The sequence below is a fragment of the Serratia marcescens genome (assembly GCF_006715005.1).
Lineage (GTDB): Bacteria > Pseudomonadota > Gammaproteobacteria > Enterobacterales > Enterobacteriaceae > Serratia > Serratia montpellierensis.
The window spans coordinates 2,018,472-2,043,177 of sequence record NZ_VFMJ01000001.1 but is presented as its reverse complement, the minus strand read 5'-3'; the positions used below and the strand labels follow the sequence as shown (position 1 = coordinate 2,043,177).

At 61.9% G+C, this 24,706-nt stretch carries 22 protein-coding genes and 1 pseudogene; 14 read left to right on the top strand and 9 right to left on the bottom strand.

The features are described from left to right. Positions 1 to 40 precede the first annotated feature (40 nt). Entirely contained in the window at positions 41 to 223 is a 183-nt protein-coding gene (locus tag FHU12_RS09675; RefSeq protein ID WP_141969022.1) for a hypothetical protein, read from the bottom strand. Between the two features lie 187 nt (positions 224 to 410). Here FHU12_RS09675 and guaD point away from each other — a divergent pair, with 187 nt between their 5' ends. The 4 genes from guaD to FHU12_RS09655 all read left to right on the top strand — a co-directional run bounded on the left by guaD (position 411) and on the right by FHU12_RS09655 (position 5,723). Continuing rightward, complete coding sequence (gene guaD, locus FHU12_RS09670; RefSeq protein ID WP_141969021.1) at positions 411 to 1,727, top strand: guanine deaminase; 1,317 nt, start codon at positions 411 to 413, stop codon at positions 1,725 to 1,727. A gap of 444 nt (positions 1,728 to 2,171) precedes the next feature. Then, entirely contained in the window at positions 2,172 to 2,642 is a 471-nt protein-coding gene (locus FHU12_RS09665) for a hypothetical protein (protein WP_141969020.1), read from the top strand. A gap of 199 nt (positions 2,643 to 2,841) precedes the next feature. After that, the gene (gene dcp / locus FHU12_RS09660; RefSeq protein WP_141972947.1) at positions 2,842 to 5,010 is read left to right on the top strand and encodes a peptidyl-dipeptidase Dcp; all 2,169 of its coding nucleotides are present in this window, start codon (positions 2,842 to 2,844) and stop codon (positions 5,008 to 5,010) included. An 89-nt stretch (positions 5,011 to 5,099) separates the two neighbouring features. Beyond that, on the top strand, positions 5,100 to 5,723 hold the full coding sequence (locus FHU12_RS09655; protein WP_141969019.1) for a hypothetical protein: 624 nt from the start codon (positions 5,100 to 5,102) through the stop codon (positions 5,721 to 5,723). Positions 5,724 to 5,759: 36 nt separating this feature from the next. Here the strand turns inward: FHU12_RS09655 and FHU12_RS09650 are convergent, their stop codons facing one another. From FHU12_RS09650 to FHU12_RS09630, 5 genes are all read right to left on the bottom strand, one after another. Beyond that, entirely contained in the window at positions 5,760 to 7,070 is a 1,311-nt protein-coding gene (locus FHU12_RS09650; RefSeq protein WP_004938595.1) for an MFS transporter, read from the bottom strand. Positions 7,071 to 7,212: 142 nt separating this feature from the next. After that, the gene (locus FHU12_RS09645) at positions 7,213 to 7,842 is read right to left on the bottom strand and encodes an N-carbamoylsarcosine amidohydrolase (protein ID WP_033634448.1); all 630 of its coding nucleotides are present in this window, start codon (positions 7,840 to 7,842) and stop codon (positions 7,213 to 7,215) included. Between the two features lie 9 nt (positions 7,843 to 7,851). Beyond that, positions 7,852 to 8,604: a maleate cis-trans isomerase family protein gene (locus FHU12_RS09640; protein WP_141969017.1), complete on the bottom strand. Its 753-nt coding sequence runs from the start codon at positions 8,602 to 8,604 to the stop codon at positions 7,852 to 7,854. A 15-nt stretch (positions 8,605 to 8,619) separates the two neighbouring features. Further along, entirely contained in the window at positions 8,620 to 9,414 is a 795-nt protein-coding gene (locus FHU12_RS09635) for an alpha/beta fold hydrolase (protein ID WP_141969015.1), read from the bottom strand. After that, entirely contained in the window at positions 9,411 to 10,562 is a 1,152-nt protein-coding gene (locus FHU12_RS09630; protein ID WP_141969013.1) for an FAD-dependent monooxygenase, read from the bottom strand. Before FHU12_RS09630 ends, FHU12_RS09635 begins: the two co-directional genes overlap by 4 nt. 328 nt (positions 10,563 to 10,890) lie before the next feature. Here FHU12_RS09630 and FHU12_RS09625 point away from each other — a divergent pair, with 328 nt between their 5' ends. The 4 genes from FHU12_RS09625 to FHU12_RS09610 all read left to right on the top strand — a co-directional run bounded on the left by FHU12_RS09625 (position 10,891) and on the right by FHU12_RS09610 (position 16,679). After that, on the top strand, positions 10,891 to 11,949 hold the full coding sequence (locus FHU12_RS09625; RefSeq protein ID WP_015377796.1) for a 2,5-dihydroxypyridine 5,6-dioxygenase: 1,059 nt from the start codon (positions 10,891 to 10,893) through the stop codon (positions 11,947 to 11,949). 66 nt (positions 11,950 to 12,015) lie between these two features. Beyond that, positions 12,016 to 12,489, top strand: coding sequence for a MarR family winged helix-turn-helix transcriptional regulator (locus tag FHU12_RS09620; RefSeq protein ID WP_089180871.1), 474 nt, complete (start codon positions 12,016 to 12,018; stop codon positions 12,487 to 12,489). Positions 12,490 to 12,574: 85 nt separating this feature from the next. Then, a complete protein-coding gene (locus tag FHU12_RS09615; protein WP_047575905.1) occupies positions 12,575 to 13,117 on the top strand; it encodes a (2Fe-2S)-binding protein in 543 nt (180 codons plus the stop codon). Next, on the top strand, positions 13,110 to 16,679 hold the full coding sequence (locus FHU12_RS09610; protein ID WP_141969011.1) for a molybdopterin cofactor-binding domain-containing protein: 3,570 nt from the start codon (positions 13,110 to 13,112) through the stop codon (positions 16,677 to 16,679). The genes FHU12_RS09615 and FHU12_RS09610 overlap by 8 nt, the downstream gene beginning before the upstream one ends. A gap of 6 nt (positions 16,680 to 16,685) precedes the next feature. On the opposite strand, the gene FHU12_RS09605 is transcribed toward FHU12_RS09610, so the two are convergent. Continuing rightward, complete coding sequence (locus FHU12_RS09605; protein ID WP_141969009.1) at positions 16,686 to 17,567, bottom strand: LysR family transcriptional regulator; 882 nt, start codon at positions 17,565 to 17,567, stop codon at positions 16,686 to 16,688. A 107-nt stretch (positions 17,568 to 17,674) separates the two neighbouring features. Here FHU12_RS09605 and FHU12_RS09600 point away from each other — a divergent pair, with 107 nt between their 5' ends. Continuing rightward, positions 17,675 to 18,421 carry a sulfite exporter TauE/SafE family protein gene (locus FHU12_RS09600; protein WP_060433004.1) on the top strand — a complete coding sequence of 249 codons (747 nt, stop codon included), beginning with the start codon at positions 17,675 to 17,677 and terminating at the stop codon, positions 18,419 to 18,421. Between the two features lie 116 nt (positions 18,422 to 18,537). Beyond that, positions 18,538 to 18,975, top strand: coding sequence for a hypothetical protein (locus FHU12_RS27560; RefSeq protein WP_373275561.1), 438 nt, complete (start codon positions 18,538 to 18,540; stop codon positions 18,973 to 18,975). 69 nt (positions 18,976 to 19,044) lie between these two features. Here the strand turns inward: FHU12_RS27560 and FHU12_RS09590 are convergent. Next, positions 19,045 to 19,251, bottom strand: a pseudogene (locus tag FHU12_RS09590) (FAD-dependent urate hydroxylase HpxO); the annotation flags it as partial. 106 nt (positions 19,252 to 19,357) lie between these two features. On the opposite strand from FHU12_RS09590, the gene FHU12_RS09585 reads away from it, so the two are divergent. Both FHU12_RS09585 and FHU12_RS09580 read left to right on the top strand, forming a co-directional pair. Then, entirely contained in the window at positions 19,358 to 20,431 is a 1,074-nt protein-coding gene (locus tag FHU12_RS09585; RefSeq protein ID WP_141969006.1) for a P1 family peptidase, read from the top strand. 1 nt (position 20,432) lies between these two features. Continuing rightward, positions 20,433 to 21,257, top strand: coding sequence for a M55 family metallopeptidase (locus FHU12_RS09580; protein ID WP_141969004.1), 825 nt, complete (start codon positions 20,433 to 20,435; stop codon positions 21,255 to 21,257). 11 nt (positions 21,258 to 21,268) lie between these two features. On the opposite strand, the gene FHU12_RS09575 is transcribed toward FHU12_RS09580, so the two are convergent. Continuing rightward, entirely contained in the window at positions 21,269 to 21,760 is a 492-nt protein-coding gene (locus FHU12_RS09575) for a DUF1003 domain-containing protein (RefSeq protein WP_141969002.1), read from the bottom strand. Positions 21,761 to 22,021: 261 nt separating this feature from the next. Here FHU12_RS09575 and FHU12_RS09570 point away from each other — a divergent pair, with 261 nt between their 5' ends. Together FHU12_RS09570 and FHU12_RS09565 are read left to right on the top strand one after the other, a co-directional pair. Then, positions 22,022 to 24,244 carry a xanthine dehydrogenase family protein molybdopterin-binding subunit gene (locus FHU12_RS09570; protein WP_141969000.1) on the top strand — a complete coding sequence of 741 codons (2,223 nt, stop codon included), beginning with the start codon at positions 22,022 to 22,024 and terminating at the stop codon, positions 24,242 to 24,244. Further along, positions 24,244 to 24,702, top strand: a complete 459-nt coding sequence (locus FHU12_RS09565) for a (2Fe-2S)-binding protein (RefSeq protein WP_016927823.1) — start codon at positions 24,244 to 24,246, stop codon at positions 24,700 to 24,702. The genes FHU12_RS09570 and FHU12_RS09565 overlap by 1 nt, the downstream gene beginning before the upstream one ends. Positions 24,703 to 24,706 lie beyond the last annotated feature (4 nt).

The following is a 24,706-nucleotide window of genomic DNA, read 5'->3' as shown; positions in this document are numbered from 1 at the left end:
CAAAAAGATGCGCGGATGATAATTGAGAATGGTTATCGTTTCAAGTTTGTCGGGTGGCCTGCGGAATGGGCCAGATCGCTTTGCATCGTGTTGGAATAAACGTCACGGCCGCGAAATTATCCGCTTGCCCAATAAAGGTGCAGCGGCGCGGTGTTATTTCGGCAAGCAAACGGTTGCTATTCGTCTGCCGTTGAAGACCGCCACGCGTTTTATTCTTTTTCATCGGTTGGTTTTCTTTGATTAAATTAGTATCACTCTGTTTTTAAATAAAAATATATTTTATGACCGCCTATTGGCACACGGCTTGCTATGCTTAATCCGGTCTTTGCGTTTGGGTAAAAAGGGCCTTGTTTCATCATCGCAATTTATTATGTGGGTGGGCTTGGCCGGTCGTCACAAGGAAGAAAATAATGGCACTGCAATTCACCACGGCTATTCGTGGCAATTTTTTTGATATCGCCGCCTGTGTGGAGGCGCCGCAACAGCTTGAGGAACGCCTGCGGCATATTCCCGACGGTTTGCTGCTGCTCAACGAGGGCACCATCGTCTGGTTCGGCAGCTGGCAGCAGGGCGAGGCGCTGCTGCCACCGGGCTTCGCGGTCACGGAGTATCGCGACAAACCGATCGTACCGGGGTTTATCGACACCCATATCCACTACCCGCAAACCGAAATGATTGGTGCCTATGGCGACCAGTTGCTGGGCTGGTTAAACAATTACACCTTCCCGACCGAAAGCCGTTATGGCTGCGAGCAGCACGCCGACGAGATGTCGGCCTTCTTTCTGCGGGAGTTGCTGAGCAACGGTACCACCACCGCGCTGGTGTTCGGCAGCGTGCATCCGCAGTCGGTCGATGCGCTGTTCACCCAGGCGCAAACGCTGAATATGCGCCTGATCGCCGGTAAGGTGATGATGGATCGCCATGCGCCGGAGGCGCTGCTGGAAACGCCGGAGCAAAGTTATCGCCAGACGCGTGAGCTGATCGAACGCTGGCACGGCAAAGGCCGCCTCGGTTACGCCATTACGCCGCGCTTTGCGCCTACCAGTACGCCGGCGCTGCTGGCGCAGGTGCAGCGGCTGCGCGAAGAATTCCCCGACGTTTGGCTGCAGACGCACCTGAGCGAGAATCCGCAGGAAGTGGCCTGGGTAAAATCGCTGTTCCCGCAGAACCAAAGCTATCTGGACGTTTACCATCGCTACGGCATGACCGGCGGTAAAAGCGTGTTCGCCCACTGCCTGCACCTGGAGGAGCAGGAATGGGACTGCCTGTGCGAGACCCGCTCGGCAATCGCGTTTTGCCCCACCTCCAACCTGTTCCTCGGCAGCGGGCTGTTCGATCTGCAGCAGGCCTGGCGCAAGCGGGTGAAGCTCGGCATCGGCACCGACGTGGGGGCCGGCACCACTTTCAATATGCTGCGCACGCTGGGCGAGGCATACAAGGTCGGCCAGCTGCAGCATTACCGGCTCTCTGCCGTAGAAGCGTTCTATCACGCCACCCTGGGCGGCGCCCGCGCGCTGTCGCTGGACGACAAAATCGGCAACTTCAACGTCGGCAAAGAGGCGGATTTCGTGGTGCTCGATCCGGCGGTCACGCCGCTGCAGCAGTTGCGCTACGCCAACAGCGCCACGTCGGCGGAACAAGGGTTCGTGCTGATGACCCTGGGAGACGATCGCAATATTTATCGTACCTATGTGGACGGCAAGGTGGTTTATGAGGCGTCGCGCTGACGCAGCCGTATTCATTACCAGTATCGAAGCGTCCAACGTCGTTGTCTTTATCTGATTATTGAGCGGGAAAGGGCGGAGAGACGTAAAGTCATTGGCACAGGGTTAACACCGTTGAGCGGATACTCTTTATCAGGAATAACTCTGCGCGTATTTTTAATTAAAAATTATATAAAGGATTTATTGCTCATGCTTGTGTCTGACCCCCGTTATCACTTGTTAGCCGTCTGCAGCGCTCAGCATCTGCGCGCTGTAGCTGAAAGGATCTGTGCTCGCGATAAACTAGAACCGCTAGCGTTTGATGCTGTTCTTTGGCGGAGCTGTTGGACATCACCACTGCCAAGCATATCGCCAGAGTCGTCAAGTGAGTTTTTGCAATCGGTGGGGCATGTTTATCCTCGCGCCACTTATGAGCTAAGGTCTTGGCTCATAAGTGGCAGACGTAAGTTGGATCTGCAAGCTGCCGACAAGCTGATTTATCTTGCTCGCGTGATCGAGAAGGCGTGGAAAGTTGAAGAGCAACCTTCCGTTTGGCGCAAGCACCCCAGTAACAGGCTCAATGGTTATGCGTACAATATCGTACAGATCCTTATACATACCAGCGTATCTGAGGATTATCCAAAGGAGAATAATATCTCTCACCGGCATGATTTGCTTACGCATTCACCGAGTAACTCAAGGCTCACGGCTTGGATGGAAAAATATCAACACAGCTCAAAAGACCCCTTTGTTTTCGCACGGCTTGATGTGACACGTATCAGTAATATGAGGGAGTTGTTTCTGTGGCAAATTTCGCTTGAAACCCGTAGCGGATTATATACTTCGGCAACCTTCGAGGCGGCAGTGGGGAAAAGAATCAGGTCATACGATCGTCCGGTGCCCGGTCGGCGCATTCAAGCGTTTATAGGTTATATCTAATCGAGTTAACGCACTGCTATACGCCACAGGGAGCAAATCATCGAGGGAGGAGTATTCTAATCACTTGTTTTTGCTCAAACTGCCAACTGCGCCTAAGCTAGGTGATGACTCTGAGGGAGCCATTCCCCGAGACCTTATTCCGTGAACATGGAGGAGTTTCGATTTGACGCGTTTATCCACATTGGTGCTGGCGATCGGCATGGCGCTGGGCTCGCAGGCACTGGCAGCAGAAACCCAACCTCACGCCGACCATAGCGCGCTGCCCAGCGGCCAGGCGAAGGAGGCTACCGTGACCGGTGAAGCCAATCAGCACGACAAGCAAAAGACCCAGAATCCGTTCTTCTATCAAAGCCGTCTGCCGTTCCAGGCGCCGCCGTTCAACCTGATCAAGGAAAGCGACTACGCGCCGGCGATCGAGGCGGGCATCAAGCAAAAGCGGGAAGAGGTGGAGAAGATCGCCAACAACCCGGCCAAGCCCAACTTCAAGAATACCTTCGTGGCGATGGAGCAGGCCGGCTCGCTGCTGACGCGGGTGATGAACGTGTTCGGCGCCATGACCTCGGCCAACACCAGCGATGCGCTGCAGAAGCTGGATGAAGAGACCTCGCCGAAGCTGGCGGCGCTGAACGACGACATTATGCTCAACGGCAAGCTGTTCGCACGTATCAAGGCCATCTATCAGGATCGCGACGCGCTGAAGCTGGATCCGGAATCGCGGCGGCTGGTGGAAGTGACCTACAAGAACTTTGAGCTGGCGGGCGCCAACCTGTCAGACGCCGACAAGGCCAAGCTGAAGGTGCTGAACCAGGAAGCGGCGACGTTGAGCACCCAGTTCACCAACAAACTGCTGGCGGCGAGCAAGAACGGCGCGCTGGCGATAACCGATCCGGCGAAGCTGGACGGCCTGTCGGAAGGCGAGCTGGCGGCAGCCGCGCAGGCGGCCGCCGAGCGCAAGCTGGAGAAACAGTGGCTGCTGGTGCTGCAGAACACCACCCAGCAGCCGCTGCTGCAGAGTCTGAAAGATCGCGACACCCGCCAAGCGCTGTTCGACGCCTCCTGGACGCGTGCCGAGAAGGGCGACGGCAACGATACCCGCCAGACCCTTTCCCGTCTGGCCAAGGTGCGCGCCGAGCAGGCCAAACTGCTGGGCTACCCGAACTACGCCGCCTGGAAGCTGCAAAACCAGATGGCCAAGACGCCGGATGCCGCCTTGAGTTTTATGCGCAACATCGTGCCGGCGGCCACCGCGCGCGCCGAGCGTGAAGCCAAAGACATTCAGGCGGTGATCGATCAGCAGAAAGGCGACTTCAAGGTGCAGGCCTGGGACTGGCAGTTCTACGCCGAACAGGTGCGCAAGGCCAAGTACGATCTGGACGAATCGCAGATCAAACCTTACTTCGAGCTGAACAACGTGCTGAACAACGGCGTGTTTTACGCCGCCAACCTGCTGTACGGCATCAGCTTCAAAGAGCGCAAGGATATTCCGGTCTACCAGCCGGACGTCAAGGTGTATGAAGTGTTCGACAAGGACGGCAAATCGCTGGCGCTGTTCTACACCGACTACTTCAAGCGCGACAACAAGGGTGGCGGCGCCTGGATGAGCAACTTCGTCGATCAGTCGAAGCTCAACGGCACCAAGCCGGTGATCTACAACGTCGCCAACTTCACCAAACCGGCGCCGGGCCAGCCGGCGCTGCTGTCGTATGACGACGTAATCACGATGTTCCACGAGTTCGGCCATGCGCTGCACGGCATGTTCGCCGATCAGGAATACCCGAGCCTGTCGGGCACCAACACCGCGCGCGATTTCGTCGAGTTCCCGTCGCAGTTCAACGAGCACTGGGTCAGCGATCCGAAAGTGTTCAGCCACTTCGCCAAGCACTACCAGACCGGCGAGGCGATGCCGCAGGAACTGGTTGACAAGATCAAGAAGGCCGACAAGTTCAACAAGGGCTACAGCATGACCGAGCTGCTGTCCGCCGCGCTGCTGGATATGCACTGGCACATGCTGACCGCCGACCAGCCGCAGCAGGACGTGGACAAGTTCGAGGCCGAGTCGCTGCAAAAAGACAAGGTGGATCTCAGCTACGTGCCGCCGCGCTACCGTTCCAGCTATTTCCAGCACATCTGGGGTAACGGCTACGCCGCGGGCTACTACGCCTATCTGTGGACGGAAATGCTGGCGGACGACGCTTTCCAGTGGTTCACCGAACACGGTGGCCTGACCGCCGAAAACGGCCAGCGCTTCCGCGACATGATCCTATCGCGCGGCAACAGCCAGGATCTGGAGAAGCTGTACATCGACTGGCGCGGCAAAGAGCCGAGCATCGAACCGATGTTGATCAATCGCGGGTTGAAGGACGAGTAACCGCGAGTGTGCTCATGCAGAGTAAAAGGCGCAGGAGATTGCGCCTTTTTACTTGGCGATCTTGATTGAAACATGAAAGGAACATGGATATGCAGGAGCTACTGAAAATTGGAAATTGGATTTTATCAACGTTCCAAAGTGGGACTTTAAATGTCATGGCATTAGGCGCCATCTTTCTTATTTTTAGATGGCTTTTTCGTGATATTTCCTCAATAAAACTCTTTGGTTTAATGTCAGATCGTTATCGTAAAAGGCTGGTTGCTGAGAAGAAAAACGGCATTGCGGAAAAAGAGTATGCGAAGATTGTTGATTTTGAAATAAAGCGCACGTCAATTAAAAAAATCATTGGAATCAGTAATTCACACATACAGAATGAAATGATTAAAATTATCATGAACTCCCATGAGTTACTGGGCCCCAAATACTTCAGTAAATTTAATTTTTTCATGTCGTTGAAGAGTGGGAAGGTCTTTGTCGATGAAGGGAAAATAAAAAGAAGATATAAAGATGCATTCTGGATGATGCTGTTTTCGTTTTCTTTCTTGATAGCTTCCTTTGTTAACCTCAGAAGCGATCCTCTTTTTGGATTCGTGCTTTTTGTTCTCTGGGGGGTATTTCTTTTGATATCAATCGCTGCATTTCCTCCATCTTGCGGGCTTAGAAAGAAAGCTCAAGAACACATAGACGCCTATTATTCAGATTCTGGGCGGTAATGTCGGAGCGCAAAATATTGCGCTCCCATCATTAATTCAGCGGTTCACCACCTTGGCCGGCAGGGCCACCACCAGCAGCGAGCTGAGCAGCAGGCAGCCGGCGAAGGCCCAGAGCGCGCCGCCGCTCTTGCCGGTCAGATCCAGCGCCAACCCCATCAGCGAATTGCTCACCAGCCCGGCGATGTTGGCCAGCGAACAGGCCAGCGCGAAGCCGGTCGCCGCCGCCGTGCCGCGCAGGAAGGTGGCCGGCAGGCTGAAGAACACCGGCACTGCGCCGATGATCGCCGCCTGGGCGATGGAGAACAGCAGCACCGTGGCCAGCGCATTATGGGTGAAGAAGGTGCTGCCGGCCATCGCCAGTGCGCCGACGATAAACGGCACGATGATATGCCAGCGCCGTTCGCGCAGCCGGTCGGAACTGCTGCCGATCAGCAGCATACCGAGCAGGGCGGCGACGCTGGGGATCGCCGTCAGGTAGCCGATGGTGGTGATGTCGGTGACGCCGGCGGTTTTGATGAAGGTCGGCATCCAAAAGCCCATGGCGTAGGCGCTGAGCAGAATGGCGAAGTCGATGCCGCCGAGCATCCACACCTTCAGGTTGAAGAAGCCGTCGCGGAAGCTGTGCTTGCCGTGATCGGCCTCGGCGTCGTCGCGCGCCAGATCGTCGGCAATGCGCTGTTTTTCCTCGGGCGTCAGCCACTTGGCCTGCTGGTAGGTATTAGGCAACAGCCAGAATGTCAGCACGCCCAACAGCACGCTGGGAATGCCCTCCAGCAAAAACAGCCACTGCCAGCCGTGCAGCCCGTGGCGCATGTCGAAATGGCCCATGATCCAGCCGGAGAGCGGCCCGCCGATCACGCTGGACAGCGGCAGGCCGATCATGAACAGCGCGATGATGCGGCCGCGGCGATAGGTCGGGAACCACAGCGTCAGGTAAAAGAGCACGCCGGGCAGGAAACCGGCCTCCGCCACGCCGAGCAGAAAGCGAATGACGTAGAATTGGGTCGGCGTGGTGACGAACATGGTGGCGGTGGACAGCAGCCCCCAGGTGATCATGATGCGGGCGATCCACATCTTGGCGCCAACGCGCTGCAGGATCAGGTTGCTCGGCACCTCGAACAGAATATAGCCGACGAAGAACAGCCCGGCGCCCAGACCAAAGGCCGCTTCGCTCAGCTGCAGCGCGTCGGCCATCTGCAGCTTGGCCAGCCCGACGTTGATGCGATCGAGGTAGGCCGCCAGGTAACACAGGCAAAGAAACGGGATCAGTTTCCAGGTGATTTTGCGGTACAGCAGCAGCGATTCTGCGTCCGCTTTCCCCGCCAGCGGGGTGTCGACAATGGCCATGATGTTGTCTCCAGGTGGTGCGTGTTGGCCTCCGCAGGAGGCGCCTGTTGTGTTTGCGTTGCATGGGCGCCGCCCTGTTTCGGGCGGTCGCGTGAGGCGCTGTTTGCGCCTTCGTTATTGTTGTTGCAGGTGAATCGTTGACTCATAACCGGTTCAGGTAGTCGAGCGCCTCCCGTTTGTGCACCACGTCGCCGTATTTGCTGTCGATGTCGAACAGGTTGGCTTCGTGCGGGCCGGGGTGACGATCGCCGACGCACTCGCGCACCACCATGGCGCGGAAGCCGTGCTGTACCGCGTCCACCGCGCTGGCGCGGATGCAGCCGCTGGTGGAGCAGCCGATCATCAGCAGCGTGTCGATCCCTTGCGCCACCAGCAGCGGCGCCAGCGCGGTGCCAAAGAAGGCGCTGGCGTATTGCTTGCTCAGCACCACCTCATCGGCCAGCGGCGCCACCGGCGGGCAGAACGCCGCCAGCGGGTTGCCCGCCACCATGTCTTTCATCACCGGCGCTTTCTTCACCCACAGGCCGCCATCGGCAAAATGGCCTGCATGATAGCGGATATGGGTGTGGATCACCGGAATTCCCGTGCGGCGCGCGCAGGCCAGCAGCTCGCGGCTTTCCTCGACCGCGCTCACCACGCCCGGCGCGAACAGCGGCGCGCCTTCGGTGGTGTAGGCCTGCATAAAGTCGATCGCCAGCAACGCCGGGCGCCGGCCGAAGCCGATGCGCTGGCCCCAGACGCCGCGGTAGTTGTCGCTGAGGGTGTCGTTCATTCTGCCTCCTCAATAAGCGCCGGACAGCAGGGCGCCGGCGCCGGGAACGATCGGTTCCAGCTCCAGCGCGGTCAGCATCGCGTAAGTGGTGGCGATGGCGGCGGTGATCACCGGTTTGCCGGTTTGAGCCTCCACCGTCGGGACGGCCGACAGCGAAGGCATCTGCACGCAGGCGGACAGCACGATAGCATCGACCTCGCGTAAATCCATCTCGGCGACGATCCCCGGCAGCCTGGCCGGATCGTGCCGGCCGACGTCGAGGTTGTCCGGGATCTCCAGCGCGCGCCACACCTTGACCTCAATGCCTTCGTGCTGGATGTAGTCCACCACCAGCTGGGTCAGCGGTTTCATGTAGGGCGCCACCAGCGCGATGCGTTTGGCGCCGATCACCTTCAGGCCGTTGACCAGCGCGCCGGCGCTGCTGATAACCGGCGCGGCGGCCTGATTGTCTTTCGTCACCTGCGCCAGCCGGGCCTGCGATTCGCGGTGGTAGCCCAGCCCCATCGCCATGATGGCCACCAGGCAGGCGTAGCCGAGCACGTCGACCCGCGCGTCGGACAGCTCCAGCGCGCAGCGATCGGACTCGGCGTCCATCGCCGCCAATTCTTCTTTATTGACGTGTTTCATGCGCATGCGGCTGGAGTGAAAGGTGAAACGCTCCGGGCGTATCAGCTGGCGCGCGCCCAGCATTGCCGGGATCTCGGTTTCCATCGTGGTGTTGGAGCTGGGCACGATCTGGCCGATGCGGTAGTGGTTGCTCATGTCGGTGTTCCTCATTTAATCCAGAAAATCGCCCAGGGCGCGGAAGAAGCCATCGAAATCGTCCCACGGGATCATGTGTCCGGCGTTCTCAACCTCGACGATGGCGATCTCCGGCTGCAGCGTGCGGATCTCGGCCCGGTCTTCGGGCTGAATGACGCCGCCTTTGCCCGCGGCCATCAGCAGCGTCGGCATGGTCAGCAGCGGGTAGTCACGGTGGCTGTCCACCTGATGAAAATCGTCGTAGGCGCGTTGGATCGCCGGCTCGTAGCAGGTGTGCAGCCACTCGGCGCGTAGCCGGCGCTGCTCTTCGCTCCAGGTCGGGCAGAAGACGCGCATCTGCTCGGCGCTCATGCCCGGCAGCGACTGCCGGATCGAGTCGGCGTACCACGGCCATTGGCCGGGATAGGCGCGGCGGCCGGGGCCGGAAACCGGCGGATCGACCAGCACCAGCCGCCGCACGCCGGCGGGCTGCAAAGCGGCGGCGCGCAGGGCGAAGCGGGCGCCCATCGAATGGCCGAGCAGGGCGTAACTGTCCAGGTTCAACGCAGCGGCGAAGGCGTTGACGTCCTGCGCGCAGGTCTCTGCGTCATAAGCCAGTTCCGGGCCGCTGGACGACAGACCGCGGCCGCGCACGTCGAGTACGTAGACGTCGTATTTTTCCCCCAGCCGCTCGGCGACGAAGCCCCAGGTGATCGCCGGGCTGGTGATGCCGGGGATCAGGAGCAGCGCCGGGCCGTGGCCGCCGTAGCGCAGGTAGTGTTGGCGAATGCCGTTGGCGTGAGCGTGGGCGCCGTAGAGGAAGGTGCTCATGCGGCGTTCTCCGATTTCAGCGCTTGCGCGTACAGGTCATAGCCGTAGACCCAGGCCGGATCTTCCTGGGTGCGCAGGAAGGTGTTGGCGTTGGACACCGCCTGCACCCTGGAGGCGCGCTCCTTGCGGTTGGCTTCATACAGCTGGAAGGCGGTGCGGTAGTCGCCGAGGCCGGTTTCCTGCAGGCAGCGGGCCAGCATGGCGGCGTCTTCGATCGCCATCGCCGCGCCTTGCGCCATGTGCGGTTTCATCGGATGGCAGGCATCGCCGAGCAGCACCAGACGGCCTTCGCTCCACAGCGGCAGCGGTTTGCGGTTCAGCAATGGCCATTTGGTGACCTGCTCGCTGGATTCGATCAGCGCCTGCACGATCGGGTGGTAGCCGGCGAAGGTCTCGAACATTTCTTCGCGGCTGCTGTCGATGAAGCTGCCCTGGAAATCCCAGGCCGGGTGCGGCACGCCGCTGACGTAGTAATACTCGTCGCGCCGTTGGGTGGTGTAGTAGACCATCAGATGGCGATCCGCCGACCACCACTTCACGCAGTCTTCGAACGTCAGGTTGTATTTCGCCAGCTTCTCGCCGCGGATCAGTGCGCGATGGGCCACCCAGCCGCTGTAGGTCGGCGCTTCAGCCCCCAGCAGGTGCTCGCGGATGCGTGAATTGATGCCGTCGGCGCCGATCACGATATCGGCGTGGGCCGAGGTGCCGTCGACGAAGTTCAGCACCACCTCGTCACCGCGATCTTCAATCTTGCTCAGGCATTTGCCGAAGTGCAGGGTGCCGGGCTGCAGCGCGGAGAGCTGCAACGCCTGCAAATCGCCGCGGTGCACCGTCACATAGGCGGCGCCGTACTCCCGGCGGGCGAAGGCGCCCAGTTCGATGCGCGACAGGTAGTCGCCGCTTTCGGCATCGCGGCTGAACCAGAAATCGGGGTGAGACGCCATCTGCTCCAGCCGCTGCTCAATACCGAGCCGGCGGAAAATCTTCAGTACGTTCGGCCCCATGTGAATGCCGGCGCCGAGGCGTGAGAACGCCGGGCTCTGTTCATACAGATCGACGGTAAAGCCGGCTTTTTGCAGCAGCCCGGCGGCGGCGGCGCCCCCCAGCCCGGCGCCGACGACGGCGATGCGTGGTTGTTTGCTCATCATGTTTCCCCCTGTCTGTTGGCTTTTTTCAGCGTAGGCCCAACGCGTGGCTGGACGATCGATTTATAGTGTATGCGCTAGATAACGCAAAGTTGCAAAAGTGTTAAATCAGATCTTGCTCACGCTAATTGACGGCGCATTACTGTTAAACTCATGTTAATCACAGGATTGATGAGGGATGAAATAGGACTTTCTTATGGTGGGAATTCGCAGCTTGCTTTCCTTTGCTTTTTTGACTTAGATAAAAATGAGTGTGTTCACTTTAAATTGTTTGAAGAATCACCGCCGCCTTGCGGGCGTCGGTCACCCTTGACGAGACAGGAGACAGGCCATGGCGGTCAATGAAACCCAGTTGGTACAGCTGTTCGAGCAGGTGCTTACGCTGTCGAAGGTTGATGCTTCGCAGAGCGTGGCGATTTTGAAAAGCCATTATTCCGATGCGCGCACGGTGCGCGCCGCGACCGACGCGGCGCTGCGGCTGGGCGCCAGGGTGTATGCCGTCGAGCTGCCGGCGTTCAACCATCCGCGGGCGATGGGCAACGACATGACCGCCTATTGCGGCGATACCGCGCTGACCGGCAACCTGGCGGCGCAGCGTGCGCTGGAGGCCGCCGACCTGATCGTCGATACCATGATGCTGCTGCATTCGCCGGAGCAGGAGCAGATCCTGAAAACCGGCACCCGCATCCTGCTGGCGGTGGAGCCGCCGGAGGTGCTGGCGCGCATGCTGCCCAACGCGGAGGACAAGGCGCGGGTGCTGGCCGCCGCCGCCGTGCTGGAGCAGGCGAAGCTGATGCAGGTGACCTCCGCCGCCGGCAGCGATTTCCGCGCGCCGCTCGGGCAATACCCGACGGTGACCGAGTACGGCTATGCCGATGAACCGGGGCGCTGGGATCACTGGCCGAGCGGCTTCCTGTTCACCTGGCCGAATGAGGAGCAGGCGGAAGGGGTGCTGGTGCTGGAGGTCGGCGATATCTTGCTGCCGTTTAAAAGCTATGCGCGCGAACGCATCACGCTGGAGATCGAACAAGGGTTCGTCACCCGCATTCACGGCGGCTTCGAGGCGGAATACCTGCGCGAATACATGAAATACTTCGACGATCCGGAGGTGTACGGCATTTCGCACATCGGCTGGGGCCTGCAGCCGCGCGCCCAGTGGACGGCGATGGGCCTGCACGACAAGAACGACGGCATGTGCATGGACGCGCGCGCGTTCTACGGCAACTTCCTGTTCTCCACCGGGCCGAACACCGAAGTGGGCGGCACGCGCAAAACGCCTTGCCATATGGACATCGCGCTGCGCCGCTGTGACATCCGCCTCGACGGGCAAACGGTGGTGGCGGACGGGGAAGTGGTGGCGCCGGAGGCGTCGCGCGTGCGCCGGGCGTAATCGTTGCTGCCAACGGCGGGGGTTTGTACTATTCTCGTGGATTCCATAGATGGTGAGAGTAACGCAATGACGCCCCCCGAATACCCGTCAGCCGTGAGCGGCCAACCCGAAAATTATCATTTTACCGAGCAAGTCGGGCACCTGCTGCGCAAGGTTTATCAGCGCCACGTGGCGATTTTCCAGCAAAACGTCGGCGATTCGCAGCTGACGGCGGTGCAGTTCATCACCCTGTGCGCGGTGCGCGATATGGGGCCGAGCTCGCTGACCGAGCTGGTGCAGGTGACGGCGGTGGATCAGGCCACCATACGCGGTATCGTCGAACGGCTGAAGGCGCGCGATCTGATCACGGTGACGCCGGATCCGATCGATCGGCGCAAGGTGGTAGTCGGCCTCACCGACGCCGGCGCCGTGCTGCTGACGGAAACGGTGCCGCAGGCGGCGAAAATCACAGAGCTGACGTTCGGAACGCTCAACCCGGCCGAACGGATAGCGCTGATATTCCTGCTGAATAAAATGCTGGAAGATCCGCCCACCGGCTGATTCGCCCGCGCAACGTCGGTTGCCTGGTGGTCGGTGGCGAGAGGCCAGCCCATAAGACCATCACATGCAGGCGGAGACGCGAACAATGGCGATATCTGAAGTGCAATCGCCCAGGGAAGGCGCGAAAACCACGCTGACGGAGCATCCGCTGATGCTGTCGGTGAACGGCGAACAGCTTCATGCGCAGGTGATGGCGGATACGCCGCTCTTGCTGGTGCTGCGCAACGATCTAGCGCTCAACGGCCCGAAATACGGCTGCGGCCTGGGCGAATGCGGCGCCTGTACCGTGTTGATCGACGGCGTGGCGGCGCGCTCCTGCGTGATCCCGGCGCTCGGCGTGTCCGGCCGGGCGATCGTGACCCTGGAAGGCCTTGGCGATCGCCAGCGCCTGCACCCGGTGCAGCGTGCCTTTATCGAAGAGCAGGCGGCGCAATGCGGCTACTGCCTCAACGGCATGATCATGACCACCAAAGCCCTGTTGGATCGCAATCCCGCCCCGAGCGAGGCGGAGATCCGTCAGGCGCTGTCCGGCAACCTGTGCCGCTGTGGCACCCATCTCGAAATCCTGCGTGCGGTTCAGCGCGCCATCATTCTCTGCCGCGATGAGGACGCCCACGCCCATGACTGATTCCCGTCCCTCATCGCCGAGCCAGGCCGAATTGCAGCAGCGCGACGGCGTGCTGCTGATCGTCGACAGCGTGCAACCGCCTTCGGGGCCGGTGCCCAAAGGGCAAACGCCGGTGCTGAAGCCCAAAGAACAGGGGCTGTTTATCGCCCTGTGCGGCAGCGGCGAAATCTATGCCTTTAACGGTCATGTCGATCTTGGCACCGGCGTGCGCACCGCGCTCGGGCAGATCGTCGCCGAAGAGCTGTACCTGCGCATGGATCAGGTGCAAATGGTGTTGGGCGATACCGAGCGCGCGCCGAATCAGGGCGCCACCATCGCCAGCGCCACGCTGCAGATCTCCGCCGTGCCGCTGCGCAACGCCGCCGCTGAAGCGCGCCGTTGGCTGTTGCGCCAGGCGGCGCAGCGCTTCGATGCGTCGGTGGAACAGCTGACGCTGGAGGAGGGTGTGATCCGCAGCCCGCAGGGGCAGGCGCTCAGCTACGCCGAGCTGGTGGCCGGCGGTCATGTCGAGCTGTCGATTTCCGGCGACGCGCCGCTGAAACCGCAGGCGGAGTATCGCCTGGTGGGCACCAGCGCCGCGCGCGTCGATATTCCGGCCAAGGCGACCGGCGAAACCACCTACGTACACGATATGCGCCTGCCGAACATGCTGCACGGCCGGGTGGTGCGTCCGCCCTATGCCGGGTACGACAGCGGCGAATTTGTCGGCACCAGCCTGCTGGCGGTGGATGAAACCTCGATCGCGCATATTCCCGGTATCGTCAAACTGGTGGTGATCGGCGATTTCATCGGCATCGTCGCCGAACGCGAAGAGCAGGCGATCAAGGCGGCGCAGGCGCTGCAGGTCAGCTGGAAAGACTGGCGCCGCAATTTGCCGCAGATGACCGACGTGGCGCAGGCGCTGCGCGACAATCCGCACTCGACCCGGGTGGTGCACGATACCGGCGATGTGGACGCGGCACTGGCGGCGGCCGACAGGCGTTTCACCCGCAGCTACCTGTGGCCGTATCAGCTGCATGCCTCGATTGGCCCTTCCTGCGCGCTGGCGGACTACCGGCCGGAGCGCCTGCAGGTCTGGTCAGGCAGCCAGAACCCGCACCTGCTGCGCGCCGATCTGGCCTGGCTGCTGGAATACCCGGAAGCGCAGATCGAGATCGTTCGCATGGAGGCGGCCGGTTGCTATGGCCGCAATTGCGCCGATGACGTCTGCGCCGACGCGGCGCTGCTGTCGCGCGCGGTGGGCAGGCCGGTGCGGGTGCAGCTGACCCGCGAACAAGAACATGTGTGGGAACCGAAGGGCACGGCGCAGCTGATGGAGGTGGACGGCGGGCTGGACGCCGCCGGGCACCCGGTCGCCTACGACTTTCGCACCTATTATCCTTCCAACGGCGCGCCGACGCTGGCGCTGTTGCTGACCGGCCGGGTTGAGCCGCTGCCGGTGGCCTATGAAATGGGCGACCGCACTTCGGTGCCGCCTTATGCGTATCTGGCGCTGCGCGTCAGCATCGAGGACATGGCGCCGATCGTGCGCGCCTCCTGGATGCGCGGCGTTTCCGCCTTGCCGAACACCTTCGCCCACGAATCTTATATCGATGAGCTGGCCCACGCCGCCGGCGTCGATCCGCTGGAATATCGGCTGCGCTATATCCATGACGAACGCGCCAGTGAACTGATGCGCAGCACTGCAGAACGCGCCGGCTGGACGCCGCACACCGAACCGATGCAGACCCCGGCGGAAGACGGCGTGCTGCGCGGGCGCGGCTTTGCCTATGCCCGTTACATCCACAGCAAGTTTCCCGGCTTTGGCGCGGCCTGGGCCGCCTGGGTGGCCGACGTGGCGATCGACAAAGCCAGCGGCGAAGTGGCGGTGACGCGCATTGTGGTCGGCCACGACGCGGGCATGATGGTCAACCCGGACGGCGTGCGTCACCAAATCCACGGCAACGTTTTGCAATCAACCAGCCGGGTATTGAAAGAGCGCGTGACCTTTGAGGAATCGACGGTCTCCGCCAAAGAATGGGGGGCTTACCCGATCCTGACCTTCCCGGAGGTGCCGGAGGTGGACGTGGTGATGATGCCGCGCCCTTACGATCCGCCGCTGGGCGCCGGGGAGTCGGCGTCGGTGCCCAGCGCGGCGGCCATCGCCAACGCGGTGTTCGACGCCACCGGCATTCGTTTTCGCGAGCTGCCGATCACCTCGGACAAGCTGCGAGAGGCGCTGAACGGGCCGGACGCCGAGCGGCAGGCCGCCCCGCCCACGAAAAAGAAGCGCGGCAAATGGTGGTTCGGTGGCGCGGCGGGGCTGTTCGGCGCGGTGCTGGGCATAGCGGGGAGTGCTCTGCCGTGGCGGGCGGAGATCGCGCCGGTGGCGACGCCCGGCGCCGGCACCTGGTCGGCCACCACGCTGGAGCGCGGCCGCCAGTTGGCCGCCGCCGGAGACTGCGCGGTTTGCCATACCGCGTCGGAAGGGGCGACCAACGCCGGCGGGCTGGCGATGGCGACGCCGTTCGGCACGCTCTACAGCACCAACATTACCCCGGACGTGGCAACCGGCATCGGCAACTGGTCATTTACCGCGTTCGATCGGGCGATGCGCCAGGGCATCGCCCGCGACGGCCGCCATCTGTATCCGGCATTTCCTTACACCGCCTTCAGTAAAATGACCGACGGCGACATGCAGGCGCTGTACGCTTATCTGATGTCGCAACCGGCGGTGCGCCAGAGCAATCCGGCCAATCAGATGCGCTTCCCGTTTAACCTGCGGCCGCTGATGGCGGGCTGGAACGCGCTGTTCCTGCGCCAGGGGGAATATCAACCCGATCCGCAACAAAGCGCGCAGTGGAACCGCGGCGCCTATCTGGTCAACGGGCTCGGCCACTGCGCCGCCTGCCATTCACCGCGCAATGTGCTGGGGGCGGAAAAGGGCGGCGCGGCTTTCCTGGCGGGGGGGATGGTGGACGGGTGGGAAGCGCCGGCGCTGAATCAATTGGCCAATGCGGATAAGCCCTGGACCGAGGAACAGCTGTTTCAGTACTTCCGCAGCGGGCATTCCGCCGAGCACGGCGTGGCGGCCGGGCCGATGGGGCCGGTGGTCAGCGAACTGGCGACGTTGCCGCAGAGCGATCTGCGGGCGATGGCCAACTATGTGATGTCGCTGAGCACCAAGGCGACGCTGAATGTGGAACCGCAGGCGCAGTTGGCGGCCCGCGCGTTGCCTGCGGGTCAGCTGGCGGGCGAGCGGTTGTTCCAGGGCGCTTGCCAGGCCTGCCACAGCGCTGCCGCCGGCGGGCCGCAGCTGTTCGGCGTCAGCCCGGATCTGGCCAATAACACCAATATCTTCAGCGATCGCCCCGATAACCTGATCAAAGTGATCCTGCAAGGGATCCCCAAACCGGCCACCGCCGAATTGGGCTTTATGCCGGGCTTCAAGGACAGCTTTTCCGATCGGCAGGTGACGGCGCTGGTGAATTATCTGCGCCAACGCTATGCCGGCGACAAACCGGCCTGGCGCGACGTGGAGGCCCAGGTGGCGCGGCTGCGTGCAGATCCGGGCACGCACTGAGCCGCCTCAGGCATGGCGCAGGAACGCCACCAGCCGCTGCGCCGGCAGCGGCAGCTGCGCCTGTGCACGCACCACGATTGACAGACGCCGGGTCGCCCACTCGTCCGTCAGCGGCAGGGCGGCGTGTCGAATTTCCGGATGGCGTTGGGCGCTCTCTTCCGGCACCACCGCCAGCCCGGCGCCGCGCAGCACCATGCGGCAGATGGCGTCGAAATTAGCCGCGCGCGCCCGCAGCCGCATCGGGCCGCCGCTGCGTATCGCCAGCTGTTCCAGATGCTGTTGCAGCGCACTCTCTTCCGGCAGGCCGATGAAATCAAAAGGCAGGGCGTCCGCAAAGCTGAGCGTGCGGCGGCCGCTGAGCGCATGCCCCGGCGGCAGCGCCAGCACCAGACGATCCTGGCGAAAAGGGTAGCTTGCCAGCCCACGCAGATCGGCGTGGTCCGCCACGATGCCGATATCCGCCGCCCGTTCGGCGATGGCCTGCGCGATGGCCGGGCTGGGCAGCTCCTCCAGCGCGATGTCGGTGTGCGGGTGCAGCACCAGAAAATCCGCCAACAGCTCCGGCAGAAAAGCGTCGGCGGCGACGGTATTGGCGACGATGCGCAGCTGGCTGCGCTGGCCCGGCGCGAACTCGGCCATATCACCCCGCAGCCGGTCGCGCTGTTGCAGCAGCACGCGCGCGTGTTGCAACAGGCGCTCACCGGCCGGCGTCGCCTGGACGCCGCGCGGATTGCGCGTCAACAGCGCCACGCCGGCCTGTTGTTCCAGCCCGCGCATGCGGGCGCTGGCGGCGGCCAGCGACAGCCCGACGCGCTCGCCGCCGGCGGTGATGCTGCCGGTCTCGAGCACCGCCACCAACAGTCGCAGATCGATAAAGTCAAAATGCATGCGTTCTTCCTCTGTCTTTGCCGCAGGCAGGCTCTGCCATTGCCGCATTGTGCCGCGGCGCGGCGCCGGCCACAATCGGGCCGTTGATTCGCCATAAGGATAGACGCATGTCGCTGACGTTACTCGAGATTATCGCCCTGACGGGCATTTTTACGCTGGCCGGCACGGTCAAAGGGGCGATCGGTCTGGGGTTGCCGACGGTCTCGATGGGGCTGCTCAGCCTGATGATGCCGCCGGGGCAGGCCGCCGCGCTGCTGCTGTTACCCTCGTTGATCACCAATCTGTGGCAGTTGCTGTGCGGGCCGAGGTTGGGGGCGCTGTGCCGTCGACTCTGGCCGATGATGCTGTGCGTCACGCTGGGCACGTTGCTGAGCGCCGGCGCGCTCACCGCCACCGACGGCCGCCTGGCGCCGCTGGCGCTGGGCGTTTGCCTGATCGGCTATGCGCTGTTGGGATTCACCCGTTTCGATTGGCGCGTTTCCGCCACGGCAGAGCCTTGGCTGGGGCCGCTGTGCGGCCTGGTGACCGGCGTGCTGACCGGCGCCACCGGCGTATTCGTCATACCGGCGGTGCCCTATCTGAACGCATTGGGCCTGGCGCGTGACGATCTGGTACAGGCGCTGGGGCTGTCGTTCACCGTCTCGACGCTGGCGCTGGCCGCCGGATTAGCCTGGCATCAGGCACTGCCCGGCTCGCTGCTCGGCGGCTCGCTGCTGGCGCTGTTGCCGGCGCTGGGCGGCATGTGGTTGGGTGGGATCGTGCGTCGTCACAGCAGCCCGCTGATTTTTCGTCGCCTTTTCTTTATCGGGTTATTCATCTTGGGAATTGAGATTGTTTGGCGTTCAATTAATTAAATCGATAGCGTTTATGTGTAATTAAGTCAGGTATATTATTCTGGGTTTTATTCCAATATGATTATTTTCAGCAGTGAGAATATACCTTCAGTCATTCTTGTCAAAAAACAGCCCTTATGGCAGTGGTTCCTGCGCCAGTGGTTTCTGGGGAATGGCAGTTCTACAGGAAATGGGTATGGCGGCAATGGCACTGGACCGAGAGAGGCCAGAGAATCCAGAACCAAACGCTAATTAACAGCTGCAATCCCAGCATAGAAGTAAAATTCTGTGCTTTTATGGGGTATATGATGAATAAATATGTTGTTTTTATAAAGAGCGATGAATCAAGGGTGCTGAGAAAGGAAGTGGTTACACGAGAAATAATTAAAGACATGAAGCGGAAGGGGTTCAGAAAGCATCATGTTGACGTAGAAGCTGAGAACGAAAACGATGCCATTAACAAACTAAATAAGAACAGCAATGACTACTTGGACTCATTGAGAAATTTTTCCGGTGATTTATTGTTTTGCTCTGTTTGCGTCATTATTATGGTCATGGTTTATTTATTCAATTGAGCCATAATCGAGTTTTGAATCATTCATTTTTTTATATTATCCGATTGCCCGCTAAAACCCCAATAAGGCTCAGGTCTGCGGGCTGCCCAAAATGGTCTCCCACCTGCCGGCGAGAATGCGTTCGCCGAGTTCGCTCTTCAGTTCTTCATACTCGCCGTGGGTGATGGCCATGTCTTTGCCGTGCGCCACGTCGCAGCGCTTGCGCGCCTTCAGCACCAGATCTGTCCCCCGCAGCAGCAGGGCGTCTTCGATGCCCTGCGAGTGGGTCTGAACGGTGATGGGGCCAGGCTATTTTTGCTGCCCGCTTCGGCTTTCAATTTACGGCGCGGCGTATTGCGCGATATTCTGGTTTTCTGATGGGCTAACGGCGGATGAGGGAACCATGATAGACAGCCAGGTGTTTGAACAACAAAGCCTCGACAATCTGCTGAGCTATTGGCGGCGCCATCGCCGCCTGCCGGGCGCGCGCTATCCGGCCGGGCCGACCGACAGCCTGTGTGACGTGCCGGGCGTCAGCGTCGGGCATCACACCTTGGCCGACGGCGAATGCCAGACCGGCGTCACCGCCATCGTGCCGCCGGGCGATCTGTTCAACCAACCGTTGCCGTGCGGCAGCGCGGTGCTCAACGGCTTCGCCAAGCCGCTGGGGTTGGTGCAATTGAATGAGCTGGGGGAGTTGCAGACGCCTATTCTGCTGAGCAACACCTTCGCCGTCGGCACGCTGTTCAACGCCATGGTGCGGCGCAGCTGCTTGCGCTACCCGCAGATCGGCCGCGGCAGCGCCATCATTAATCCGCTGGTACTGGAGTGCAACGACGGTTACCTCAACGATATTCAGGCGATGGCGGTGCGTGAGGAGCACGTCTTCAGCGCGCTGGATAACCATTCCACCCGCTTTGCACGCGGCAGCGTCGGCGCCGGGCGCGGCATGAGCAGCTTCGGCCTGAAGGGCGGCATCGGCACCGCCTCGCGCTATTGCCCGGGGCTGGGCACCACGCTTGGCGTGCTGGTGCTGGCCAACTTCGGCACGCTCGACTCGCTGACGCTGAGCGGCGTGCGCGTTGGCCCGGCGCTGGGCAAGCTGTTGGCGGACCCACCGCCGCAGGTGGACGCCGGTTCGGTCATTATCATCATCGCCTGCGATCGGGCGCTGGACAGCCGCCAGCTGAGCCGCATTGCCCGCAGAGCAGGCGCGGGCCTGGGGCGGGTGGGCAGCCATTGGGGGCACGGCTCCGGCGACATTGCGCTGGCGTTCTCCACCCGATTGCTGGGGGCTACGCTGCCGGACGAAAGGCTGGAGCCGCTGTTTGCGGCGGCGGCGGACGCCACCGAATACGCGGTGTTGGATGCGTTGCTGAGCGCCGAAGGCGTTAGCGGTTTCCAGCAGCATGCGCGCGCAGCGCTGGGCCCGCTGCTGGATCGGCTGGCGGCGGCAAATCAAATAACGGGAGCCTGATGTGAAGGTCTTTATCTCTGCGGATATCGAGGGTATTGCCGGCGTGATGCGGCCGGAGCAGTGCAACCCGGCCCACGCTGACTATGCGGTGGCGCGCGAGCTGATGGAGCAGGAGGTCAACGCCGCCATCGACGGCGCTTTTGCCGGCGGCGCCACCGAGGTGACGGTGGCCGACAGCCACGCCATGATGCAGAATCTGCGCGCCGATCGCATCGATGCGCGGGCGCGCCTGGTGCAGGGCAAGCCGCGCGGGTTGTCGATGGTGGAAGGGCTGCAGCATCAACGTTACGACGGCCTGATGTTTATCGGTTATCACAGCGCCGCCGGCGAACGCGGCGTGCTGGCGCATACCATCAACGGCCGGGCCTTTTATCGCGTCAGCCTGAACGGCGAAGTGGTGGGCGAAAGCGATCTGTATGCGGCGATGGCGGCGGAGTTGAACGTGCCGCTGTGGCTGGTGAGCGGTGACGACGAGCTGCAACGTTGGATTGCTGAACGTTATCCGCAGTCTGGCTATGTGTGCGTGAAGCGTGCCCTCTCGCAAACCGCCGCCGAATCGCTTAGCCCGCAGCGGGCGCGAGCGGAGATCCGCGAACGGGCGATGCAGCAGGTGCGCCAGGGCGCCAAACTGCCGGTGGAGCGCCGCTTCATGGCGCCTTATCGATTGACGCTGATGGCGGCCAAACCGGTGCTGGCGGATCTGTTCAGCCTGGTGCCTGGCGTGCAGCGTCAGGACGCGCTGACCGTGGCCTTCGACAGTGACAACATGGCGGCGCAAGTCAACCTGCTCTGCGTATTTTCCTATCTGGCGGCGACGCAGAGCTGAGATAGCCGCCGTTACAGCCGGCCGCGTTGGGTTAACTGGAGGGTGAGGTTCTCAATGCGTTCGGCCATCTGCTTCGTCAGGGCGGTTAATTCCGTATTTTGCTTCAGCAGTTCAAGCAGCTGTTCGGACTGCCGTTCGGCCAGGGTTTGCCGCTGCGCCATCGCCTCATCCAGATCCTCCCGGTGCTGGGCATCGGCCAAGGCATGCGCCTGGTCGCGCTCGGCCTGGCGCGTTTGCGCCAGCAAGATCAACGGTGCGGCGTAGGCCGCCTGCAGGCTGAACGCCAGGTTCAGCAAAATAAACGGATAAGGATCGAACTTGGTAAAACCGGCCAGGTTAAGATAGATCCACACGCCGACCACCACCGTTTGCCCCACCAAGAAAGTCGGCGTGCCGAAGAATCGGGCGAACGCCTCGGCTTTCAGGGCAAACCATTGATCGCCAAAGGTGTGGGTCAGGCCTTTCAGTGGCCGATACAAGCGAAATTTTTTGTGTTCCGACATAGCGGTAAGACTCGTTGAGATTGGAGGTGCTTCATTTATAGCTGAAAGGTTCGCTCATGCAACCGCCTGTCCTCGGCGGCTCGAACCGCACGATTCTCCAATAGAAAATCCCTTTTCAACATTAAGCCTATTGAATAATAGGCTACGCTAATTATTGCTCTGTTGCGCTATATCACCTGATAGACGCGGCAAGCCATTCCCATAACAAGATTTGTATCGCCGAAGGCAGTGACGCCTTCGGCTTTTTTGGAGTCATGAGCAATGAGCATATCCCAAGTTCTGCTTTCGCGGCGGCGGTTTATCGTCGGCGCCGGGGCGTTGGTGATCGGCGCCTATCTGCCGTCCACCGGCGCGCTGGCGCGCTCGAATGCCCCGGCCGCCTCCGGCGCGACGGCGTTTGACGCTAACGCCTTCGTCCAGATCGGCGCCGACGGCATCGTTACCGTCATCAGTAAACACACCGAAGTGGGCCAAGGGGTCTATACCGGCATGGCGACGCTGGTCGCCGAAGAGCTCGACGCCGACTGGGCGCAGGTGCGGGTCGTGGCCGCGCCGGTGGACACCGCCGTCTACAAGAACCTGGCGTTCGGATTCCAGGGCACCGGTGGATCCAGTTCGGTGGCCAATGCCTATGAACAGATGCGGCGCATGGGCGCCATGGCGCGTGCGCTGTTGGTGCAGGCCGCCGCGCAGCGTTGGAAAACCTCCGCGCAGGAAATTACCGTGCAGGCGGGCAAGATCCGCCATGCCGCCAGCGGGCGCGAAGCGGGCTTCGGCGAGTTCGCCGCGCTGGCCGCCACGCTGCCGCCGCCCGATCCCGCCAGCCTGATGCTGAAGGATCCGGCCACTTTTACCCTGATCGGCAAAACGCGCGGCCTGCACCGCGTCGATTCGCTGGCGAAAACCAACGGCAGCGCGCAGTTCTCGCAGGATATCCACGAGCCGGATATGTTGACCGTCACCATCAAGAAACCGCCGCGCTTTGGCGGCAAGGTAGCGACGTTTGACGCCGAACGCGCGCTGGCGGTGCCGGGCGTGGTGGCGGTGAAGCAAATCGCCACCGGCGTGGCGGTTTACGCCAACAATACCTGGGCGGCGATCCAGGGGCGGGATCGGCTGCGGGTCACCTGGGACGATGCGCAGGCCGAACGGCGCAACACCGAGGAGATCTACGCCGAATTCCGCCAGGTGGCGCAGAAAACCGGCGTGGTGGCGAAGAGTCTCGGTAAGCCGGACGAGGTGTTCGACAAGGCCGACAAGGTGATCGAGGCCGAATACACCTTCCCCTACGTCGCGCACGCGCCGATGGAGCCGCTGGACGGCTATTTGTTCTGGGACGGCGAGAGCGTCAAGGCGCGCTACGGCTGCCAAATCCAAACGCTCGATCACAAGCAGCTGTGCGATCTGTTCGAGTTGCCGCCGGACAAGGTACAGATTGAAACCATTCTGGCGGGCGGCAGCTTCGGCCGGCGCATCGATTTAGGCAACCCGACGCTGGGGCCGGATCTGGCGGCCGACATGGCGGCGGCCGCCAAGGGTATCGGCCCCGGCCACGGCGTGAAGGTGGTATGGACGCGCGAGGACGACATCCGCAACGGCTGGTATCGCCCGATGATCCTGCACCGCCTGCGCGGCGCCATCCGCGGCGGCAAGGTGGTGGGCTGGACCGATACCGTAGTCGGCCACTCCTGGACGCGCCACAGCGCAATGGATGCGTTGGTGGTCAACGGCCTCGATCAGATGATGGTCGAAGGCGCCAGCGAGGTCTCATACACCTTCGAAGCCTTCCGCTGCGATGCGCATATCGTGCCCGGCAAGGTACCGACCACCTCGCTGCGGTCGGTCGCCAGCACCCATACCGGCCACGCGGTGGAGAGCTTTATCGATCAGCTGTTGCAGGAAACCGGCCAGGATCCGGTGGAAGGGCGACTGGCGTTGATGGGCGATGCGCCGCGCGCGGCGGGCGTACTGCGGGCGGTAGCGAAAGCCGCCGACTGGCAGGGCGCCAAGGTGGTGGACGGACGCGCGCGCGGCGTGGGCGTTGCCAAGGCGTTCGACACCTATGTGGCGCAGGTGGCCGAGGTGTCGATAGGCGAAGGCGGCATCCCGAAAGTGCACAAGGTGTGGTGCGCGGTGGACTGTGGCGTGGCGGTGAACCCCGACGTGATCCGCGCGCAGATCGAGGGCGGCATCGGCTACGGCCTGAGCCTGGCGCTGTACGGCAATATCACGCTGAAAGATGGCGTGGTCGAACAGTCCAACTTCAATAACTTCCGCCCGCTGCGCATCGATGAGATGCCGGAGATCGAGGTGATCATCGTGCCCTCGAGCGAGAAACCGACCGGCGTGGGCGAGCTGGGGGTGCCGACCATCGCCCCGGCGGTCGGCAACGCGCTGGCGCTGCTCGGGCGGCCGCGCACTTCGCTGAGCCTGCCGCTGCATAATCCCACTGCGAATCCGGCGTCTGACAAGGAGAGAACCTGATGATTCATTTAACCGTAAACGATCAGCCGCTGACCTTCGAGGGCGATCCGCACATGCCGCTGCTGTGGTTTCTGCGTGACGAAGCCGGTCTGACCGGCACCAAGTTCGGCTGCGGCATCGCCATGTGCGGCGCTTGCACCGTGCATCTGGACGGCGTACCGGTGCGTTCGTGCATGACGCCGGTCTCCGCCGCCGTCGGCAAAAAAATCACCACCATCGAAGCCGTGGGCGCTACGCCGGAAGGCAAGGCGGTGCAGGAAGCCTGGCTTGATCTGGACGTGGTGCAGTGCGGCTACTGCCAGTCCGGCCAGATCATGAGCGCCAGCGCGCTGCTGGCGCAAAGCAAGAACCCGAGCGATGCGGACATCGACGCGGCGATGGGCGGCAACGTCTGCCGCTGCGCCACCTATGTGCGCATTCGCGCCGCCATCCACCAGGCCGCCAAGGCGCTGGGTTAGGGAG

What these genes read in the sequence shown, in the direction of transcription:
- FHU12_RS09655 (WP_141969019.1), top strand. Translation starts at nt 5,100, where the DNA reads ATGCAGGAGCTACTGAAAATTGGAAATTGGATTTTATCAACGTTCCAA.
- FHU12_RS09630 (WP_141969013.1), bottom strand. Translation starts at nt 10,562, where the DNA reads ATGATGAGCAAACAACCACGCATCGCCGTCGTCGGCGCCGGGCTGGGG.
- FHU12_RS09640 (WP_141969017.1), bottom strand. Translation starts at nt 8,604, where the DNA reads ATGAGCAACCACTACCGCATCGGCCAGATCGTGCCCAGCTCCAACACC.
- FHU12_RS09620 (WP_089180871.1), top strand. Translation starts at nt 12,016, where the DNA reads ATGACGCCCCCCGAATACCCGTCAGCCGTGAGCGGCCAACCCGAAAAT.
- FHU12_RS09675 (WP_141969022.1), bottom strand. Translation starts at nt 223, where the DNA reads ATGAAAAAGAATAAAACGCGTGGCGGTCTTCAACGGCAGACGAATAGC.
- FHU12_RS27560 (WP_373275561.1), top strand. Translation starts at nt 18,538, where the DNA reads ATGGCAGTGGTTCCTGCGCCAGTGGTTTCTGGGGAATGGCAGTTCTAC.
- FHU12_RS09600 (WP_060433004.1), top strand. Translation starts at nt 17,675, where the DNA reads ATGTCGCTGACGTTACTCGAGATTATCGCCCTGACGGGCATTTTTACG.
- FHU12_RS09650 (WP_004938595.1), bottom strand. Translation starts at nt 7,070, where the DNA reads ATGGCCATTGTCGACACCCCGCTGGCGGGGAAAGCGGACGCAGAATCG.
- FHU12_RS09605 (WP_141969009.1), bottom strand. Translation starts at nt 17,567, where the DNA reads ATGCATTTTGACTTTATCGATCTGCGACTGTTGGTGGCGGTGCTCGAG.
- FHU12_RS09570 (WP_141969000.1), top strand. Translation starts at nt 22,022, where the DNA reads ATGAGCATATCCCAAGTTCTGCTTTCGCGGCGGCGGTTTATCGTCGGC.
- guaD (WP_141969021.1), top strand. Translation starts at nt 411, where the DNA reads ATGGCACTGCAATTCACCACGGCTATTCGTGGCAATTTTTTTGATATC.
- FHU12_RS09585 (WP_141969006.1), top strand. Translation starts at nt 19,358, where the DNA reads ATGATAGACAGCCAGGTGTTTGAACAACAAAGCCTCGACAATCTGCTG.
- FHU12_RS09565 (WP_016927823.1), top strand. Translation starts at nt 24,244, where the DNA reads ATGATTCATTTAACCGTAAACGATCAGCCGCTGACCTTCGAGGGCGAT.
- FHU12_RS09610 (WP_141969011.1), top strand. Translation starts at nt 13,110, where the DNA reads ATGACTGATTCCCGTCCCTCATCGCCGAGCCAGGCCGAATTGCAGCAG.
- FHU12_RS09625 (WP_015377796.1), top strand. Translation starts at nt 10,891, where the DNA reads ATGGCGGTCAATGAAACCCAGTTGGTACAGCTGTTCGAGCAGGTGCTT.
- dcp (WP_141972947.1), top strand. Translation starts at nt 2,842, where the DNA reads ATGGCGCTGGGCTCGCAGGCACTGGCAGCAGAAACCCAACCTCACGCC.
- FHU12_RS09615 (WP_047575905.1), top strand. Translation starts at nt 12,575, where the DNA reads ATGGCGATATCTGAAGTGCAATCGCCCAGGGAAGGCGCGAAAACCACG.
- FHU12_RS09635 (WP_141969015.1), bottom strand. Translation starts at nt 9,414, where the DNA reads ATGAGCACCTTCCTCTACGGCGCCCACGCTCACGCCAACGGCATTCGC.
- FHU12_RS09575 (WP_141969002.1), bottom strand. Translation starts at nt 21,760, where the DNA reads ATGTCGGAACACAAAAAATTTCGCTTGTATCGGCCACTGAAAGGCCTG.
- FHU12_RS09645 (WP_033634448.1), bottom strand. Translation starts at nt 7,842, where the DNA reads ATGAACGACACCCTCAGCGACAACTACCGCGGCGTCTGGGGCCAGCGC.